Annotated in this window: 15 protein-coding genes; 7 read left to right on the top strand and 8 right to left on the bottom strand. The window is 39.4% G+C overall.

Annotated elements, in window-relative coordinates:
* Positions 1 to 516: 516 nt before the first annotated feature.
* Complete coding sequence (locus B2W36_RS21320; RefSeq protein WP_293889488.1) at positions 517 to 2,046, bottom strand: DUF2931 family protein; 1,530 nt, start codon at positions 2,044 to 2,046, stop codon at positions 517 to 519.
* A 200-nt stretch (positions 2,047 to 2,246) separates the two neighbouring features.
* On the opposite strand from B2W36_RS21320, the gene B2W36_RS21315 reads away from it, so the two are divergent.
* Positions 2,247 to 2,822, top strand: a complete 576-nt coding sequence (locus tag B2W36_RS21315) for a GNAT family N-acetyltransferase (RefSeq protein WP_293889487.1) — start codon at positions 2,247 to 2,249, stop codon at positions 2,820 to 2,822.
* A 261-nt stretch (positions 2,823 to 3,083) separates the two neighbouring features.
* Positions 3,084 to 3,662, top strand: a complete 579-nt coding sequence (locus B2W36_RS21310) for an HPP family protein (RefSeq protein WP_293889486.1) — start codon at positions 3,084 to 3,086, stop codon at positions 3,660 to 3,662.
* A 114-nt stretch (positions 3,663 to 3,776) separates the two neighbouring features.
* On the opposite strand, the gene B2W36_RS21305 is transcribed toward B2W36_RS21310, so the two are convergent.
* From B2W36_RS21305 to B2W36_RS21290, 4 genes are all read right to left on the bottom strand, one after another.
* A complete protein-coding gene (locus B2W36_RS21305; protein WP_293889485.1) occupies positions 3,777 to 4,046 on the bottom strand; it encodes a hypothetical protein in 270 nt (89 codons plus the stop codon).
* A gap of 390 nt (positions 4,047 to 4,436) precedes the next feature.
* Positions 4,437 to 4,958, bottom strand: coding sequence for a hypothetical protein (locus B2W36_RS21300; RefSeq protein ID WP_209577952.1), 522 nt, complete (start codon positions 4,956 to 4,958; stop codon positions 4,437 to 4,439).
* 95 nt (positions 4,959 to 5,053) lie between these two features.
* Entirely contained in the window at positions 5,054 to 5,683 is a 630-nt protein-coding gene (locus B2W36_RS21295) for a Pr6Pr family membrane protein (protein ID WP_293889484.1), read from the bottom strand.
* Positions 5,684 to 5,850: 167 nt separating this feature from the next.
* Positions 5,851 to 8,301, bottom strand: coding sequence for a glutaminase domain-containing protein (locus B2W36_RS21290; RefSeq protein WP_409530100.1), 2,451 nt, complete (start codon positions 8,299 to 8,301; stop codon positions 5,851 to 5,853).
* Between the two features lie 290 nt (positions 8,302 to 8,591).
* On the opposite strand from B2W36_RS21290, the gene B2W36_RS21285 reads away from it, so the two are divergent.
* The 4 genes from B2W36_RS21285 to B2W36_RS21270 all read left to right on the top strand — a co-directional run bounded on the left by B2W36_RS21285 (position 8,592) and on the right by B2W36_RS21270 (position 12,455).
* Positions 8,592 to 10,406, top strand: coding sequence for a mechanosensitive ion channel family protein (locus tag B2W36_RS21285; RefSeq protein WP_293884773.1), 1,815 nt, complete (start codon positions 8,592 to 8,594; stop codon positions 10,404 to 10,406).
* 155 nt (positions 10,407 to 10,561) lie between these two features.
* The gene (locus B2W36_RS21280) at positions 10,562 to 11,293 is read left to right on the top strand and encodes a YggS family pyridoxal phosphate-dependent enzyme (protein ID WP_293884772.1); all 732 of its coding nucleotides are present in this window, start codon (positions 10,562 to 10,564) and stop codon (positions 11,291 to 11,293) included.
* Positions 11,294 to 11,304: 11 nt separating this feature from the next.
* Positions 11,305 to 12,036 carry a glutamine amidotransferase-related protein gene (locus tag B2W36_RS21275; protein ID WP_293889482.1) on the top strand — a complete coding sequence of 244 codons (732 nt, stop codon included), beginning with the start codon at positions 11,305 to 11,307 and terminating at the stop codon, positions 12,034 to 12,036.
* Between the two features lie 95 nt (positions 12,037 to 12,131).
* Positions 12,132 to 12,455 carry a hypothetical protein gene (locus B2W36_RS21270; RefSeq protein ID WP_293889481.1) on the top strand — a complete coding sequence of 108 codons (324 nt, stop codon included), beginning with the start codon at positions 12,132 to 12,134 and terminating at the stop codon, positions 12,453 to 12,455.
* A 165-nt stretch (positions 12,456 to 12,620) separates the two neighbouring features.
* Here B2W36_RS21270 and B2W36_RS21265 read toward each other — a convergent pair whose 3' ends face one another.
* On the bottom strand, positions 12,621 to 13,232 hold the full coding sequence (locus B2W36_RS21265; RefSeq protein WP_293884769.1) for an NAD(P)H-dependent oxidoreductase: 612 nt from the start codon (positions 13,230 to 13,232) through the stop codon (positions 12,621 to 12,623).
* A 97-nt stretch (positions 13,233 to 13,329) separates the two neighbouring features.
* Between B2W36_RS21265 and B2W36_RS21260 the strand changes: the two genes are divergently transcribed.
* Complete coding sequence (locus B2W36_RS21260) at positions 13,330 to 14,226, top strand: LysR family transcriptional regulator (protein ID WP_293889480.1); 897 nt, start codon at positions 13,330 to 13,332, stop codon at positions 14,224 to 14,226.
* A 44-nt stretch (positions 14,227 to 14,270) separates the two neighbouring features.
* Here B2W36_RS21260 and B2W36_RS21255 read toward each other — a convergent pair whose 3' ends face one another.
* Both B2W36_RS21255 and B2W36_RS21250 read right to left on the bottom strand, forming a co-directional pair.
* The gene (locus B2W36_RS21255) at positions 14,271 to 14,966 is read right to left on the bottom strand and encodes a LytR/AlgR family response regulator transcription factor (protein WP_293884767.1); all 696 of its coding nucleotides are present in this window, start codon (positions 14,964 to 14,966) and stop codon (positions 14,271 to 14,273) included.
* Positions 14,967 to 14,969: 3 nt separating this feature from the next.
* The gene (locus B2W36_RS21250; protein WP_293884766.1) at positions 14,970 to 15,983 is read right to left on the bottom strand and encodes a sensor histidine kinase; all 1,014 of its coding nucleotides are present in this window, start codon (positions 15,981 to 15,983) and stop codon (positions 14,970 to 14,972) included.
* Positions 15,984 to 16,047 lie beyond the last annotated feature (64 nt).

The following is a 16,047-nucleotide window of genomic DNA, read 5'->3' as shown; positions in this document are numbered from 1 at the left end:
AAATAACAACAAATCTATTCCAGTAAGCCTTATTAGCATCCGACTCGGCGAAAGGTGGAGGTTTTTAAGAAATATTTTCTTTTTAGAAAGGTGAAAGAGATATTCGACGGCAACAGATAGAATAGTACCGAAAACCTTCAACCAGAATATGAACATGAAGAACGACGCTGTATCAATGGATCTCAACATAAAACGTTGCGACTGCCAAAGAATACAGACCGTCACCAATAGATTAAAAAGAATTATGAATCTAAAAAATTTTAAACTCAATCGTACCATTTGCTTATGACTCAATAAGGATTGGAAAAGAGATTTAAATTGGCGCTATCGTTAAATTGGCGCTATCATTATCGATAACATGTAAACGCTGTTATGAATATAGCCAAATAAAAAGATTGTATATCAGTTTTAACATTCCTTAACTCCAGTACTTATTGTACAAAGTACTTAGGCGAAAACCTAATCTGTTGAGATTTATGGGATGCCGTAAAGATACTGCTGAGTTAGCTCAACGCGCTAAAAATGCGCTCCATAGTCGATTACCTCGGTTTTTAAAAGCATCTTTTTCGCGCTATGATTACTCAACGTCGCTGTTGCTATTTTAGTCTTTGTATCAACACTGATCGCCAGTTCGGCGCTATCCCCCCTTTTATCACTGAAAAATGAAGCAAAGTTTTTAAAAGTTTCATCTTCATCAAAAATAAACCGGGCGGCGCAGCGGTTATTATGCTGATCATACCATTTGATGTAAATATCTTTCGGAAGGCCTCGAGCCTCCATTTCCATATACCGGCCGCTCTCATCAAAGACAAAACGCTCTGCATTAAAAAACTCAAAATCTGCATCGAAAGTTTTAATGTCGGAAGAAAAAATAAATTTTGGCTGCAACTGATAACGCATACGTAATTTATCCCAATAACCATACGGAATAGATTTATTTGCAATTGCTTGCTGAATCTCCGAAGGAATAATTGAAGTGTCGGACAATACCGTTTCTCGCCATTCCTTATTAAAGATATTTCCATACGCCCCATTTCCTTTGTATTGATCCGTAGCTTTGATCACTACTTTCTTAGCTTGGTATCGGCCGATTTCAATTTGACGACGTCCTGTGCCCGTGACCCATATCACCAGTACGCCCCCCGGAGCAAAACCCAAAATAATCTTATTATAATGTTCGTCGACAGTTTTGTTCGCTCCTTTTTCTTGAAATGACGTGCTGAAAAGTGTCCGTAATTTATTGTAATCAATCGCACCCTCCATCCGATAAAAAGCATCTTCAACGAATGAATACCAAGTCACATCCAATGCTTTAGGTAATGACATCATTTGTTCATACGAACCGCCTCCTGCTTGTCCCCACACGCCATGATAGTTCACAATATTGCCCTCACTAAACGTAAATTCGTAATCCTCATCTTTTGGAAAGATAAAACGTCCATTATATAACTGAACCGGATAAGCTGTTGGGTTACTCATCGAGCAGGACCATGTATAGCGTCCGTTCTTAACATTATCTTCCTGCGTGAGACGTTCCTCCCGTAGTTCATTAAATGTGCTTATAGTCGTTGATAATGCAAATATAACCGGGAGTGAAACCAGAAGTCCGAATAGCGTGAACAGCACATATTTCCAGGATGTTAATGCCCAGATTATCATCACGCCGCTCGATAAGGAGAGGAATGCACTGATTGTTAACATCCAAGGCAGCATTTCCTTAATTACCCCAACTAAATCCGCATAATAACGATGTTCGTACGCATTATCTAACGTAAATAAATAAAGTAATACTGGAAGCAAGAAAGAAAAAAAGCAATAAAATAGAAATCCGTAACCAAATTCAAAAGCGATTTTTTGCTTCACTACCCTACTAAATTTCTTCCTAAAAACATCGAAATGAAAATAAACCAACGCGAGAATAATAAAATACGGCGAACAGCAGAAAGCCGCATAAATCATATTTAAATCTGCTTCATGTACAAGTAGGGTCGCGATGAGACTAAAAATAGCAACCAAAAAAGCAGAAACTGTAACTCTTACAATCATTATATTTTGTTTTAATCCAAAAAGCTGTCATCCTCTATTAAGATACAACAACACGTTTTAAAAATAGTAAGAAATATTTTAGGAATATAAGCAGATCGATATTCAACTGTCCTGATCAAATATTCGACCCAAAGCAGGGAAATCAAATCGTCTAAGTAAAGTCGATCAAGTTTACTAACTTCGTTTTTATTGTTACCATCATGGATACCCACTATAAAATTAGAAAAGCCACAGCAAGCGATTCGCACCGTGTTCCTGAAATTATGCTTCAGGCAATGGAAGAGATGATATTCCGCTTGATCCGACAGGAAGATCAACATGCAGCCGTACATTTTTTAACGCAGCTTTTCCAACAAAAAGGAAATCTCTACAGCTATGAAAACACTTTTGTGGTCGTTGACGTCGATGACCGGATTATAGGTTCATTGACAGGTTACGATGGTGACCGGTTTATTGAATTAAGACAGCCTATCCTGGATCTTATAACGGAGCACTACGCAAATAATTTGATTCCAGAAACTGAAACGGCCGGTGGCGAATTTTATATCGATTCCATCGCTGTTGCCCCCACTGCAAGAGGTAAAGGTATCGGAACCAAACTTTTACACCATGCCATTACACATGCTAAAGAAAATCACTTTAATCAGGTTGGCTTACTTGTTGACCTCGCGAATCCAAATGCGCGAAAGCTCTATGAAAGGATTGGTTTTCACATTGGGAAGAAAACGTACGTTGCAGGTAGCGCATATTATCATATGTATATGCAGCTTACTTAAATAGAGCTCTTGTTAAACGTATAACCTATTGGTACCCACATTCCGCCAACTGCTTCAAAAAAAGCAGGTGGACAGCTTTGGGGGACAAGTAGCGTATACCGACAAATAGCGTATACCTGCAAAGCTTCGTTAATCGCTATTGTATGGTATAAAATCTTCAAAAATCGAGATAGAATGCACAAAATTTGAACGCTAGTTCTATCTATATTTGCACATAAAATGAAACAGCATCTTCAAAGAAAATTAAGGATATACCGATACGTGGTCTATAGGGAGACATTAGTCGATCCTTGGGAACATTTTTGGTCCTTCATTGGTGCCTTTGTCGGGATATTCATTATCGCTTATATCCAATCACTTCACTTACCCTCAATAGAAAATGTCTTTTTGATAGGCTCTTTTGGAGCTTCTTCAGTTTTGGTTTATGGAGCCATACAAAGCCCACTAGCACAGCCTCGCAACCTAATCGGTGGGCATGTTGTCTCTGCCATCGCTGGCGTCACAGTGGCACAGCTCCTTCCTGATATTATTTGGCTTACAGCCCCTTCTGCTGTTGCCTTGTCAATTGTGTGTATGCAGTATACCCGTACCTTGCATCCTCCGGGTGGAGCAACAGCGCTGATTGCAGTCAGCAGCGGAACGAAAATTGCATCACTGGGATACTGGTATGTATTAAGCCCGGTACTATCAGGCTGCACCATTCTATTGCTAGTCGCCTTAATTTTTAACAATATTACCAAGAACAGACATTACCCTGTAAAAAAATCACGCCTGCGCCGTTCAAGGAGGCAGCATTTAAAAAACCGCTTTGCTAAAGCCTCCAACCCATCGCGCATATAATGTCTTAAAAACCTTCAGCTAATGTCTTGAAAAACCTTCATCGCCGTCAAAACACGTATAGCAAGTTAAAATCTAGTATATTCTTGAATGTAAACGCGGTTTTGCAGCGACGTGTTAATTGTCAGTGCTCAAGTCTGTTTTGTCAAATACGGTAGTCATCGCTCGATAGATTCCATAAATTAAGAATAGTAGACTTGTCATTTTAAGTCCTAGATACTCTACCATCCAAGCGATAAGAATAGCTACCAAATGAATTTTGCCATTGTCGGGTTTAAATGCTGCTCCCGAATAAATATAGTAAGCGATTGAACCAAATAAAACAATCCATAATACCGCATATACATAATGAAGCGGATTTTTGCTGAGTCTCCTATTTTTAAACATCTGTCAATTTTTATGATTTAGTAACCATTTCTGTATTAAAACTACAAAGGGATATGTAGACAAAAATAAGTGTACTCCAGCTTTTGACAACCGCTAGTTATTATTCGCATCGCATCGTTTAATATTCGCGCGATCGGCCATTCAAATCGACTATATTGAGACTAAGCATGCTGATTTAAAACAATCATAATAAAGGAAAAGGGGCTATCCACAGCGGCCTCTTAAAACAGAACCCCGACATTAGGAAAATGACGGGGTCTTTCTAATTTTGTGTTCAATCATTTTGTTGAACATGTTGCGCTAGTATATATTGTGATACAGTATATGGTATAATATGCTATTTAGAACCTATACATGCACTACATTCCTTAACGATAGACAGTATACGTTCTATTTGGCAAGCTGATTGAGTTCGGCCTGCGAGAATGCATGGTCACCTTTAAGATAACTATTGGCTTCTTTTAAATATTTGTAGATCACCTCCCTGCCTTTTGGGTTGGGCAATTTATGCAAATTTTTTACCAAATATTCCTTGTCTCGCAATCGATCTTTACCATAGCTTAAAAAAGACGGTGCATGCGTCTGTACACTCCATCGAATAAACCGTAAATCGATATTGTCCGGATATTTCATGATCATTTCTTCTAAAAGCTTCTTTCCTTTTTTGAATTGACCCAATTTCGAAAAAGGGTTGCCCATATGTTTGGCCCATAAAATTTCATAAGCAGCGAGGTAACCCTTCTCCGTTGCGGAATTGGCGGATTTTTCCAATAGTTTCAGATTCGTTTCGCAGAGCTTCTTATTTTGAACGGCGGTAGCGTACTCGGCCCTCATTTTATCAACATCAACTTGACCAAAACAACATATCGTACATAATACCAAAGAGACACAGACAAAAAATCGTATAACCATTTTCAATTCAATTAAAGTATAAAATAGAAACTGTTCTGTCATATAACAATATCGAACAGCTTTGAGTTTTCTTATTTTTCAATACGTTGAGTACGCTATTTATTTTGCCATTTTCCCAATCCAATCAATAACATGGCGATGAGGACGAACACCAGAGTCATTCCCAAACTGTTCAAAATAACTCTTCCTATGCCCAACTCAGAAACATTCATAAAAGGATAAGGATAAAATCCGGAAACCCACCCATGCCACAAGGTATACAATAAATAGCCTAATGGGAAAATCAACCAATAGAAAATCTGGCGCCAACGGAGCACTTTTTTGTTACAAAATAGCCACCAGAATAGGAAAAAACTCAAAGGCGTTACAACATGCAGTAACTCGTCTACCAAACTCAGCATCCCTTTTGTGTTTAACAAAAAACGAAGTAAGCTATTATAGATAAGCGCGACAATAAGTATGTAAAGTGTGACGGCAGTAATTGTTTGGGCGTTAGTGAAGAATATGCCCAATCGGCTTTTTGCCAAGAAAACAGTAAAAAAACAACATAACAGCACCAAGACATTACTTAAAATCGTAAAATAACTAAAAAACTGTATTACATAATCGGTTGTGCCGAGCTTCGAGACAAGAGCACTTAATGTAAATTGCCCAATAAGGGCTAATAGGGTGACTAAACCAATGCTTCCAGCAAAAACCGATTTTAATGACTTTCGAATCTCCATATCCCAATTAGCCTTAGCCCTACTAAATATAAAGATTTTAAACACTATTTGAAATTAAATGATAAATTCAATCTATCGAAAAAACGGCGAGCAATTCTTTGATTGCCCGCCGTCTTATTCACAACATAAACTAAATACTTCGTTAGAAGTTTGCTTATTGCTCTTATTTATTGTTGTTTCATCTTATCCGCTAAAAGTTTCATATAAAAACCTCCAACGACACTACGCGCCTTAAAATTTTCACGAATTCCAGTATTGGAATCATAAAAATCATTCAAAGGGACGCGGGATTCCGTTTGAATTGCATGGTTATACACTGGTTTTACCAAAGCTTCAAACGCTTCCCTTGATGGAGCAAATGATGCTGTCCAAAGAATCCAGTCGTTTTTGGTGTAGGCTTTGCGGCTGTCCAATGGTATGCCGAATCTATTTTGCTTGGTTAGGTAATATTTAATTTCCGTATCATAGACCTTTTGAGGAAATAGATTTAATCCCAATACTTTGTCCCAGATCAAATTATATTTCTGACTCCAAGTATTTTTATCATCAAATGTCAGCGCATAATGGTCGCCAGCATCTGCCATTTCCATCCATCTTGGAACCATTTCCTCCGCAATTGCACGGTATTTTTTTGCAATGGCTGTTTCACCAATTGCTTCAGCCAGCTGCGCATAACAAGCGATACCAACAATTGCTTTGACAGATAAGTTCGTATTTCGAGCAAGGTGACCGGCAAAATCGTCTGTACAAAGCTGTGTCTTAGGATCAAAACCGTCTTTAACAAGATAATCTACCCAAGTAGTAAGGGTTTTCCAATGCTTCTTGGCATAGTCAGCATTTCCTTGCACTTTCGCGATTGCCGCAGTTAAAATAATCATATTGCCCGATTCCTCCACAGGCATAGGTTCACCATAGGTTTGACCATTGGCCAATGGATACGTACCCAAATCGTGCGCGGCCCAAGGATAGGGATATTTACCGCTCTCACTGAAATAAAATATTCCACTTAACATCCCTTTCAACAACTCCGGATTATAGATCAGATACAAGGGCGCTGAAGGATAAGTGACATCCACCGTATTGATAAAACCACCACTATTATTTTCTTTCGACAACCATAATAGTTCATTTTTCGGACTTTTTACCAAGGTATGTGCTGCTATGCTTTGGCGATAAGCTAGAATACTAAGATGTGCGTACTCTTTTCCACCCGATTTGAGCGCATCCGCATAAACCGCCTTGTCGAATGCCACGCACTTATCGAGCACATTACGATACTCATCTGCAGCCAAAGACAACTGATTTTCCATCGTTTCTTTGCCAGAATTGTTCCACCATGGTCTCAGGTTATTGTTGAAATACTGAATCGCATAAATCTCATCGTAGCCAACCTCAACAAAACGCTCCTCCGCTTTCGCCCCCACAGTTCCAAATGGAATGACAGTGTTCAGCGCAAGTGATGTACCCTTAACGGTTTTTGCAGCGGTCGTCGTTCCCTTTCTAAAGGCATCTACAGCTCCGGCCCTCGGACTAATAAACTGTTGCGTTTTATCCCGCTTCGGCGAAGCAACGTAAAAATACCCCCAGTCTATCCGCATATCATCGGCCCCTTTCTGCAAAATGGGTTGTTCGACCGTTCCCGTTTTTAGGACAGACAATTTTTCTGTCTCATATTTTTCGGCGGTTACTTCCTGTGAAGGTTTATACACCGCAATATTTGAGGATGCACTTAGAAAAACTTTCACCGCATGCTGCTTGCCATCATTTGCTTTTACGTTGTATGTGATATAGCTTACGGGGCGAGCCAATACATTCAGATCATCCATCAGCAAAGGCGACGTAAAGGTTAATTTTAGATCCACCTTACCGGCCTGAAAATTATAGACCGTACGCGTCGCTGTTATTTCCACATCTTTTTGCACCGCTTCCTGAATCCGTGGCCCACGCTCTTTAAGCCTGTCAACCAATCCAAAATCGAGGTAACGACCGCCAGCACTATTCTTCAAATGGATGGCAATATGATTTTGCCCGGCCTTTAAATTAGCCTTGTCAATCGGCAAATATTGAAAGCTGTTGGTCCAACCTACCTTTTCGTAAACCTTCTTCCCATTCAAAAATACTTCGATATTATCATCATGATTGAGTTTTAGAAACAGCTCATTGATACCCTTCAGATCCGCAACGGAAAACTCACGTCTCACCCAGATATCGTCTGATTTCCAAAGTGTCTTTACCTGCTGCGCATCATCACCGATGGGTGCAAGTCCCGATTTCCACGTATTCGTATTATAAGCGGAAGACTCCCAGCCGCCTTGAGGCTTTGATTCAGTATACTGTACCGTATAAGATTTATCTTCCGAAGTCGGTAGAATGACCGCATAACTAGGCTCTTCTTTGCCAAGAAAACGATAAGTATTGCCATCAACATCAATTAAACCCAACAGTGAATGATCAGCATCTGTCCAGTGTTTCGTTGTCGACGCATGAAGCTGGTCCGTCATGGACCATATACTGAAATTGGGGTTGTGTGTAATCAATGGATAAGCTGGAGCTTTGCGTTCTTGGGCTTGTCCATCTAAAACAGCGGAAACACAGGCCACAACAATACAGAGACCCATCTTCCCAAGTTTGTTCATTGCATAAATAGATTTTTGAAAAGGTTTAATCATATTTTTTGGATAAAATTAGCTATACAGTTTTCCCTATTGAGCATTTGCCCAATCCTTTTAACAAAGAAAGTTGGAATAATTGGAATTCAGCTGTCGCATCGTATCATTTTACCTTCAATTTATATCATATTTGACATGCTGCCATCTAATCAAGATAATTATTATCTTTGAGAACCCGTCCGATCGTTATGTGCTCAATGACCTAATAAAAATCGGCATTCAATTTTACCAACAACACAATGAGAAGTATTTCTATTTATTTCTTCGTGACCCTATCTTATCTTTTGTCAACAAGCTTACAGCTCTATGCACAAGAAATAGATTCGGTCAATAAAAAAGAGCTGGATCTGAGTTCCTTACTGAATGGAATCAGGCAACAGCAAATCAATGATTCGCTCGAACGGGTAAAGCTTCAGCACGAAATTGCCGACCTTAAAAGTCAAAATAGTCCCAAAAAGGAGAACTTAAAACAGCAGCTCAATGAGTTTGACGAAGAAAATACGATTCGGCAGCAGCAACTGAAAGTCAAAGTAGACTCGATCAAAAAAAACACAAAAAGATACGCAGTCGCGCCGTTTCAAGACACGTTATTCTATATCTACAATAAGCTTGGATCGTCATTAGCCAAAGATCGCGCTTCCAACGTGGTTAGCAGAATCCACAATCTCTATGAAGATGATTTTGTGAAAGTAGATTCATTTAAAATCGAAAACAGCGAAATCAGCGCCGACATCGTTTATAAAGATCTCATCATAACTTCCGTCACCGAACTTGATGCACTTCTTGAAGGAAAAAGCAAAGAAGAAATTGCGGCAAACTATCTAAAAAAGATTCAAGATAGCATCACAGCTGAACGTGCCGCGAACAGCATCACAAAACTTCTTACCCGAATTGGGCTCGTACTCCTTATTCTCATTGTTTTTTCTATTCTGATCTTACTAATAAATAGGTTAAAAGCATACGGGACACGACGCATACTAACGGAACGAACGCAGCGGATTAAAGACATTAAGATCAAAAATTACGTACTCGTTACTTCGGTACAAAAAACACGGATGTTTATTCATGCGATTAATATCTTACGTTGGGGATTGATCATCCTAATCGCCTTTATCGTTCTGCCTATTGTTTTCAGTGTTTTCCCATTTACACAGAGCTGGGCTTCCAATCTGATCGGACTTTTCACAAAACCGCTCAAAACCGCAGTCTTGGCCATATGGCATTATATTCCAAATCTGATCACAATTTTAGTGATACTTGCCGTCATGCGCTATGCTGTTCGATTTATAAAATATATTTTTAGCGAGATTGACAAGGGCAAATTAGAAATTAACGGTTTTCACCGTGATTTTGCCATGCCAACCTTTACCATCGTTCGTTTCCTGCTTCACGCATTTACGCTGGTGCTCATATTCCCGTACTTACCCGGAGCAAATTCAGATATCTTTAAAGGAATATCCGTATTTATTGGTATCCTGTTCTCTTTAGGGTCATCTTCTGCGATTTCCAATATCATTGCAGGTCTTGTAATCACGTATATGCGTCCTTTCCGGATCGGAGACCGCATCACCATTGCCGACAAAACAGGTGTTGTTATCGAAAAATCGCCCTTAGTAACCAGGCTTCGAACCATAAAGAATGAGGAGATTACGATTCCCAATTCCTCTGTTCTTTCCGGAAATACAGTGAATTACTCGACCTTTTCAGAGGATGGAATCTGCTTTCAGGTGGAATTAACGGTCGGTTATGAAGAGCCTTGGCAACGGATCCATGAGTTGCTTTTAAACATACCACCGCGCGTAAAAAGAGTTAAACTTAATCCCGCACCATTTGTGCTACAAAAACAGTTAGATGATTTTTATGTACTCTATGAGCTGAATGTCTTTATTGAAAGATCTGCGGAAATTGAATTTGCAAGATCTGAAATTTTTCAGTTAATTCTTGACGACTTTTTAACCGCAGGAATTGATATGAATGGACCTCATATCTATGCTAAGGCAGAACATGTACAGCAATATAATCCAAATATGCCCGGCAAGACGCAAGAAAACTAATTTCAGTAATAGCCGCTCCCGATCGAGCAGTCTACCTAAAAACACTCGTGTAGAGACGCTCGTACTGGACCAGCTTGTATTAGCTAAATTGGACTAGCTTTTTCTTAATAATTGGCTGTAATTTTGACTTCAATAACAAACAATACAACCGCAACATGGATGAGTTTATTACAGAAAATATACGCATCATACAAGAGCGTATCGACAAAGCGTGCAAAGCAAACCAGCGCAATCCCGGAGAAGTAAAATTATTGCTAGCGACTAAAACTGTACCTGCCGAACGTATTGAAATTGCACTACGTACAGGACAAACGTTGATAGCGGAGAATAAAGTGCAGGAACTGAAAGACAAATTTGAGTATTTAAAAGCTATTCCCCATGTTAATCATTTTATTGGCCACCTGCAAACCAATAAAATCAAGGATATTCTCAAATATAATGTATCCTGCATCCATTCAATAGATCGTGTAGATTTTGCCGAAAAATTGCATCAGCGCCTTTTAAAAGAAAATAAAACCATGGAAGTGCTCATCCAGGTAAACACTTCCTTCGAAGAGAGCAAATATGGCGCTGCTCCAGAGAAAGTCATCGATCTGGTTCAGCAAATAGCCACATTTAGCACACTAAAAATTAAAGGACTGATGACGATAGGTCTATTGAGTGCCGAGGCCGAACAGGTAAGAGCCTGTTTCAAATTGCTTAAACACATTCAACAACAAATTATAGCCCTAGCTATTCCTGATGTATCGATGAAAGAACTGTCGATGGGCATGAGCGGGGATTTAGAAATAGCGATAGCGGAAGGCGCGACGATTGTCAGGGTAGGAACGGCAATTTTTGGACAGCGCCCTACTCCAGATAGTTATTACTGGAATGAGAATCTATAAGATAAAAAGCAATGCGGATACATTTTATACAACACGAAGTTTTCGAAGCACCCGGAGCTTATTTAGCCTGGGCAGAAAAACAACAGCATGAGGTCACCTTTTCCCACGTCTATAGACAGGACCATTTGCCAGAACAAATCGATTCCATCGATGTGTTGATCATTATGGGCGGACCGCAAAGTCCAGATTCATCCCAAATCGAATATCCTTATTTCGACGCTAAAGCCGAAATCGCTTTTATCCGCCGATGTATCAATGCAGGCAAGGCTGTTGTCGGTATATGCCTGGGCGCACAATTGATTGGCGAAGCGCTGTCGGCAACATACGAACACAGTCCGCAAAAAGAAATTGGAGTTTTCCCGATCATGCTCACAGCAGAAGGAATTCAAGACAGCAAAATAGCTCATTTTGGCAGCCCGATACCAGTCGGACATTGGCACAGCGATATGCCTGGACTTAGCCCAGAAAGTAAAATCTTAGCAAGCAGCGTCGGCTGCCCTCGGCAAATTGTTCGCTATACAAATCTCGTCTACGGATTTCAATGCCATATGGAACTCACACCTGAAGTCGTCCGGCTTTTGATCGCTGCAGAAGAAGATCTCTTTCTTCAAAGCCAATCGCTCCAGTTTGTGCAATCACCTGACGAAATTCAGGCTTATGATTACAGCGAAATGAACAGCAAACTTCATACATTTTTAGATTTACTTGAAGGCGCATACGCGAGAAGCCTAGTCAATACATGAAGCGTATCTGTCTAAATGGGAGCGTAAAAACTCACAACGTTAATTCATTATTTGGACAAAAATAGTAGATTTGGTGCAACACAAAAAAACTAGTGATGAACCTAATACACAGTCAACTTTTAAAAATCGGCTATCTAGCCCTTCTGGCATTTCTTCTACACGCCTGTGTTTCCCAAAAAGAAAACAAAAACCTCACTTGGTATCAACATCAGGTTATCGAGCAGCTTGTTCTAGAAACGGACTCCAGTTATAGAGTTCAAATTGGTATTATGGCAGCTACCTTCTGGTTAGATAATCAGGATGGTCAACTGACCAAAAAATTAAAACTCCTGCAACAGAGCTACACGCAACGAAATAAAGTTGATGTCGCTGTTCAGCAAGGTACCAACAAAATCATTCGTGTCACTAAATCAGAATAAAACAAGCTTATTCAAGGCAACACAACTGATTTTGGTACCCACCGCAATACCTCAATTCTAGTTAATACCTTCCTCCTGCGCACGGCCTACAATACATGATATTTTTTACCATCTTTTCTCATCACAATACTGCCACGGATAAAGCGATTTATCGATCAATAAATTTTAGTTCATCGTGGTTTCCAAATGGAACACCTCTTCCAAATATTGTTTATATTCCTTTTCGTAATTGTCAATACGTTCTTGAGACGCACCTTTCTCCATATCATGAAAATGGAAACTTCCCAGATGTTCCAATCCGGCAAACTGATTCATCTTGTGAAAACCGAATAAAACACCGGCATCAACGGAATGCTGATCAAAAAATTCATTTTCCATTGTAAAGGCTGTCTCAGGAGCATTCCAGCTCGAAGTCACCAGGTATTTTTTACCCTGCATCAAACCACCGGTACCATAGTTAATGGCCGGATTGTTACGTGAACGACCATCATGTTTATAGATACCGTTGTTGTGACCCGCCGTAAAAACCTCATCGATATAAAGCTTCAGACGATTCGGAACCTGAAACCACCATACAGGAAAATGGTAAATGATAATTTCTGCCCATTTAAAATTTTCAACTTCAACCATTGGATCAAAATCATCGTTGATATTGGTAACCCTTGTTTCAAATCCATTATCACCCAATGTTTCAAGGGTCCAATTTGTTATCGTCGTATTAAAAGAGCCTCCCGAGTGTGCGAATTTCTGTCCGCCATTAATAATAAATATGTTCATTTCTATAATTTTTCTTATTGATAATACAAATTTCTATCATTTTTATAAATCATAAAAATAATTTAAATTATATATTTGTATCATAAAAATAATAGCTATGAAATGGAACTTAGAATGGCTTCGTACATTTAAGGCAATCTATGAAACCGGAACATTATCTGCAGCTGCACAGGAATTGTTTATTTCCCAACCTGGTGTCAGCCTACATCTGAATTCCCTGGAAGCGTTTACAGGGTACAAACTTTTTGATCGCTCTGCGCGAAGAATGGTGCCGACCGAAAAGGGAAAAATCTTGTACAACTATGTGATTGATCCGCTTAAAAAACTAGAAACTGGTGAACAGCATTTTCACAAACGTGCATTGGACGAACGTATAACGATCAGTATCGGAATGTGTTTTGAGACTTTTCAGTACACCCTAGAAGAACATATTGCCCAGCTCCCCTTCAATTTAATTATCAAATTTGGAGAATACCCGCAGATGCAGCAGGATCTTGATAATGGCCTATTGGACCTTATTATTACGCCTCAAAAAGGAAACCAGCAGAACCTGCAATACGAAGCGTTCTCAAAAGAACGCATTGTCTTGATTGCGGGGTGTCAGACGGATACATCCACACTGGAAGCACTGCTGAGCGACAATAAAATTAAAGAAGCAGCTCAACTCCTTAAAAAACAATTATGGTATAGCACGGCTGCCGATATGGATCATTTAAAAAACTACTGGTCAACACACTTTGGCGAGCATCCAGACTTTAGCCCCAATTATATCGTTCCTAATATTAGCTCCATCATACGCTGCTTAAGCAACAATACTGGCTTTTCCATCGTTCCCGATTTCCTATGTGCTGAAGCACTTGCTTCCGGGAAAATAAAACTAATCTGGGAAGGGACATCGCCTGTCGAAAATATCCTTTACTTCGGAACGAGAAAGAAAACCATGTACCAGGAAGAAATCGGTCAATTGGAAACGCTATTAAAGGAGAAATGGTAGTCAACTGACTCGTTCATAGCGATAAGATCACCATTAGCTTGGCGCTATTTATTCGCTAGCCGCTCCTGCAATTCCCGACGGAAAGTAATACCGACAGGTAAAGAAGTATTATTGATCTGTACCATGCCATGCTCATATTTGATCACCTTATTGATCGAAGCAATGTAGGATTTGTGGATACGGACAAACTTTGATGCCGGCACCTGTGTGAGAATTTGCTGTGTGGTGCTTGCCGTTAAATAAGTTTGTCCCGGAGTGACAATTTTCACGTAATTGCCAAAGCTCTGGATAAAATCAATCTGCGCTAATTTAACCTCAATGACACGGCCATCCATGCGTATACTAATTGATTTGGGTTCTTCTTCCTGGGGTGGTAGGACCGTGCTATAGGATAGAAAACGTTGAACAGCCTTAAAAAAACGGGGGAACGAGATGGGTTTTAATAAATAATCGACAACGCCATAATCATAGCTTTCCAGTGCGTATTCGGAATAGGCTGTTGTCAAAATCGTCTTGGGTGGGTTATCCAGCATCTTCAGAAACTCCATCCCATTAATTTCGGGCATTTCAATATCCAGGAAGATTAAATCTACTTTGTTCTCCCGAAGAAACTCCAATGCCTCAAAAGCATTATAACATTGAGCGACCAACTCCAGATCAGTACTTCTTTCAATATAATTTACGAGTACATAATGCGCGGCAGGTTCGTCATCAACCACGATACAGCTATTTTTATTCATTGTTTAAAGATTGATAACCAATGATACCTCATACTCCTCTTTCTTGGAATTCGTCGTTAATGTATACCGATTAGGATACAAAAGCTTTAATCGCGCTACTGTATTTTCCAAACCTATTTTCGCCGAAAAAACATTCCTTTTCTTAATGGGAACAGAATTCAGTACATGCAAATATAAGTTCCCTTTTTCAATCTTGATCGAAATATGTACAAAACAATCTTCAATACTGCAGGTTCCGTGTTTAAAAGCATTTTCTACAAAAGTAATCAATAGCATCGGCGCTATCTGATAATTGATATCTTCCTCTTTTTGATAATCAAATTCAATTTTTGTTCGGTAACCTAACCGTTCGCGCTCGAGTTCAATATAACTTGAAATAAAATCAATTTCATCATCCATAGGCACATACTCCCGTTCACTGCTCTCCATTTGATAACGAAGCAGCTGAGACACTTTGATGATCAATTCAGAAGTACGTTCCGGATACTTTAGATTAATACCATAAATGGTATTTAACGTGTTGAATAGAAAATGTGGGTTGAGCTGCTTTTTTAAATGCGACAGTTGCGTTTGATTGGAAAGCAGTTCGCGTCTGGTCTTCACCCGTTGAAAGCGATAAAATTCGATAAATTGTATACTGCCCAATATACAGATCAACGAGCCCAATAGTACACCAAATTGATAATGGAATGTTTTCTGTACAAGATTCTTATAGAGAAAACAATTCTTGTAAATCACGTTGTCCGTTAGCTCTTTTAATAGGATTGCAAAAATGAGCAGGGTTGCCACCGACGCGAACACATACAACAAGGGTTTATTCTTCTTAAGTAGCAGCGGTAATAGAAAGAAACGATTTAACTGAGCGTGCGCATACAGGATCATAAAATAGAACACGCCCATCAGAAAGCCCTTCCAGCTCAAGATCAAAATCCAGTCGTTCAACGTAAAAAGGATAAATGAAAAGATCAATAGAACGATCTCTTGTATTATCTTGTTCTCTAAAACCTTTCTCATCATCCTTATTTTGTTAAAATTCTGTTACAAAGTAAAAGCTTTAAGTTTAAAACAGGAGAAAAATAAA

It is taken from the genome of Sphingobacterium sp. UBA3549 (assembly GCF_002376635.1).
In the GTDB taxonomy this organism is placed as follows: domain Bacteria; phylum Bacteroidota; class Bacteroidia; order Sphingobacteriales; family Sphingobacteriaceae; genus Sphingobacterium.
This window is presented reverse-complemented; position numbering and strand designations above follow the sequence as displayed.

Coding starts and splice junctions, on each gene's coding strand:
- B2W36_RS21320 (WP_293889488.1), bottom strand. CDS start 2,046: ATGATTGTAAGAGTTACAGTTTCTGCTTTTTTGGTTGCTATTTTTAGT.
- B2W36_RS21315 (WP_293889487.1), top strand. CDS start 2,247: ATGGATACCCACTATAAAATTAGAAAAGCCACAGCAAGCGATTCGCAC.
- B2W36_RS21305 (WP_293889485.1), bottom strand. CDS start 4,046: ATGTTTAAAAATAGGAGACTCAGCAAAAATCCGCTTCATTATGTATAT.
- B2W36_RS21300 (WP_209577952.1), bottom strand. CDS start 4,958: ATGGTTATACGATTTTTTGTCTGTGTCTCTTTGGTATTATGTACGATA.
- B2W36_RS21295 (WP_293889484.1), bottom strand. CDS start 5,683: ATGGAGATTCGAAAGTCATTAAAATCGGTTTTTGCTGGAAGCATTGGT.
- B2W36_RS21290 (WP_409530100.1), bottom strand. CDS start 8,301: ATGGGTCTCTGTATTGTTGTGGCCTGTGTTTCCGCTGTTTTAGATGGA.
- B2W36_RS21285 (WP_293884773.1), top strand. CDS start 8,592: ATGAGAAGTATTTCTATTTATTTCTTCGTGACCCTATCTTATCTTTTG.
- B2W36_RS21280 (WP_293884772.1), top strand. CDS start 10,562: ATGGATGAGTTTATTACAGAAAATATACGCATCATACAAGAGCGTATC.
- B2W36_RS21275 (WP_293889482.1), top strand. CDS start 11,305: ATGCGGATACATTTTATACAACACGAAGTTTTCGAAGCACCCGGAGCT.
- B2W36_RS21270 (WP_293889481.1), top strand. CDS start 12,132: ATGAACCTAATACACAGTCAACTTTTAAAAATCGGCTATCTAGCCCTT.
- B2W36_RS21265 (WP_293884769.1), bottom strand. CDS start 13,232: ATGAACATATTTATTATTAATGGCGGACAGAAATTCGCACACTCGGGA.
- B2W36_RS21260 (WP_293889480.1), top strand. CDS start 13,330: ATGAAATGGAACTTAGAATGGCTTCGTACATTTAAGGCAATCTATGAA.
- B2W36_RS21255 (WP_293884767.1), bottom strand. CDS start 14,966: ATGAATAAAAATAGCTGTATCGTGGTTGATGACGAACCTGCCGCGCAT.
- B2W36_RS21250 (WP_293884766.1), bottom strand. CDS start 15,983: ATGATGAGAAAGGTTTTAGAGAACAAGATAATACAAGAGATCGTTCTA.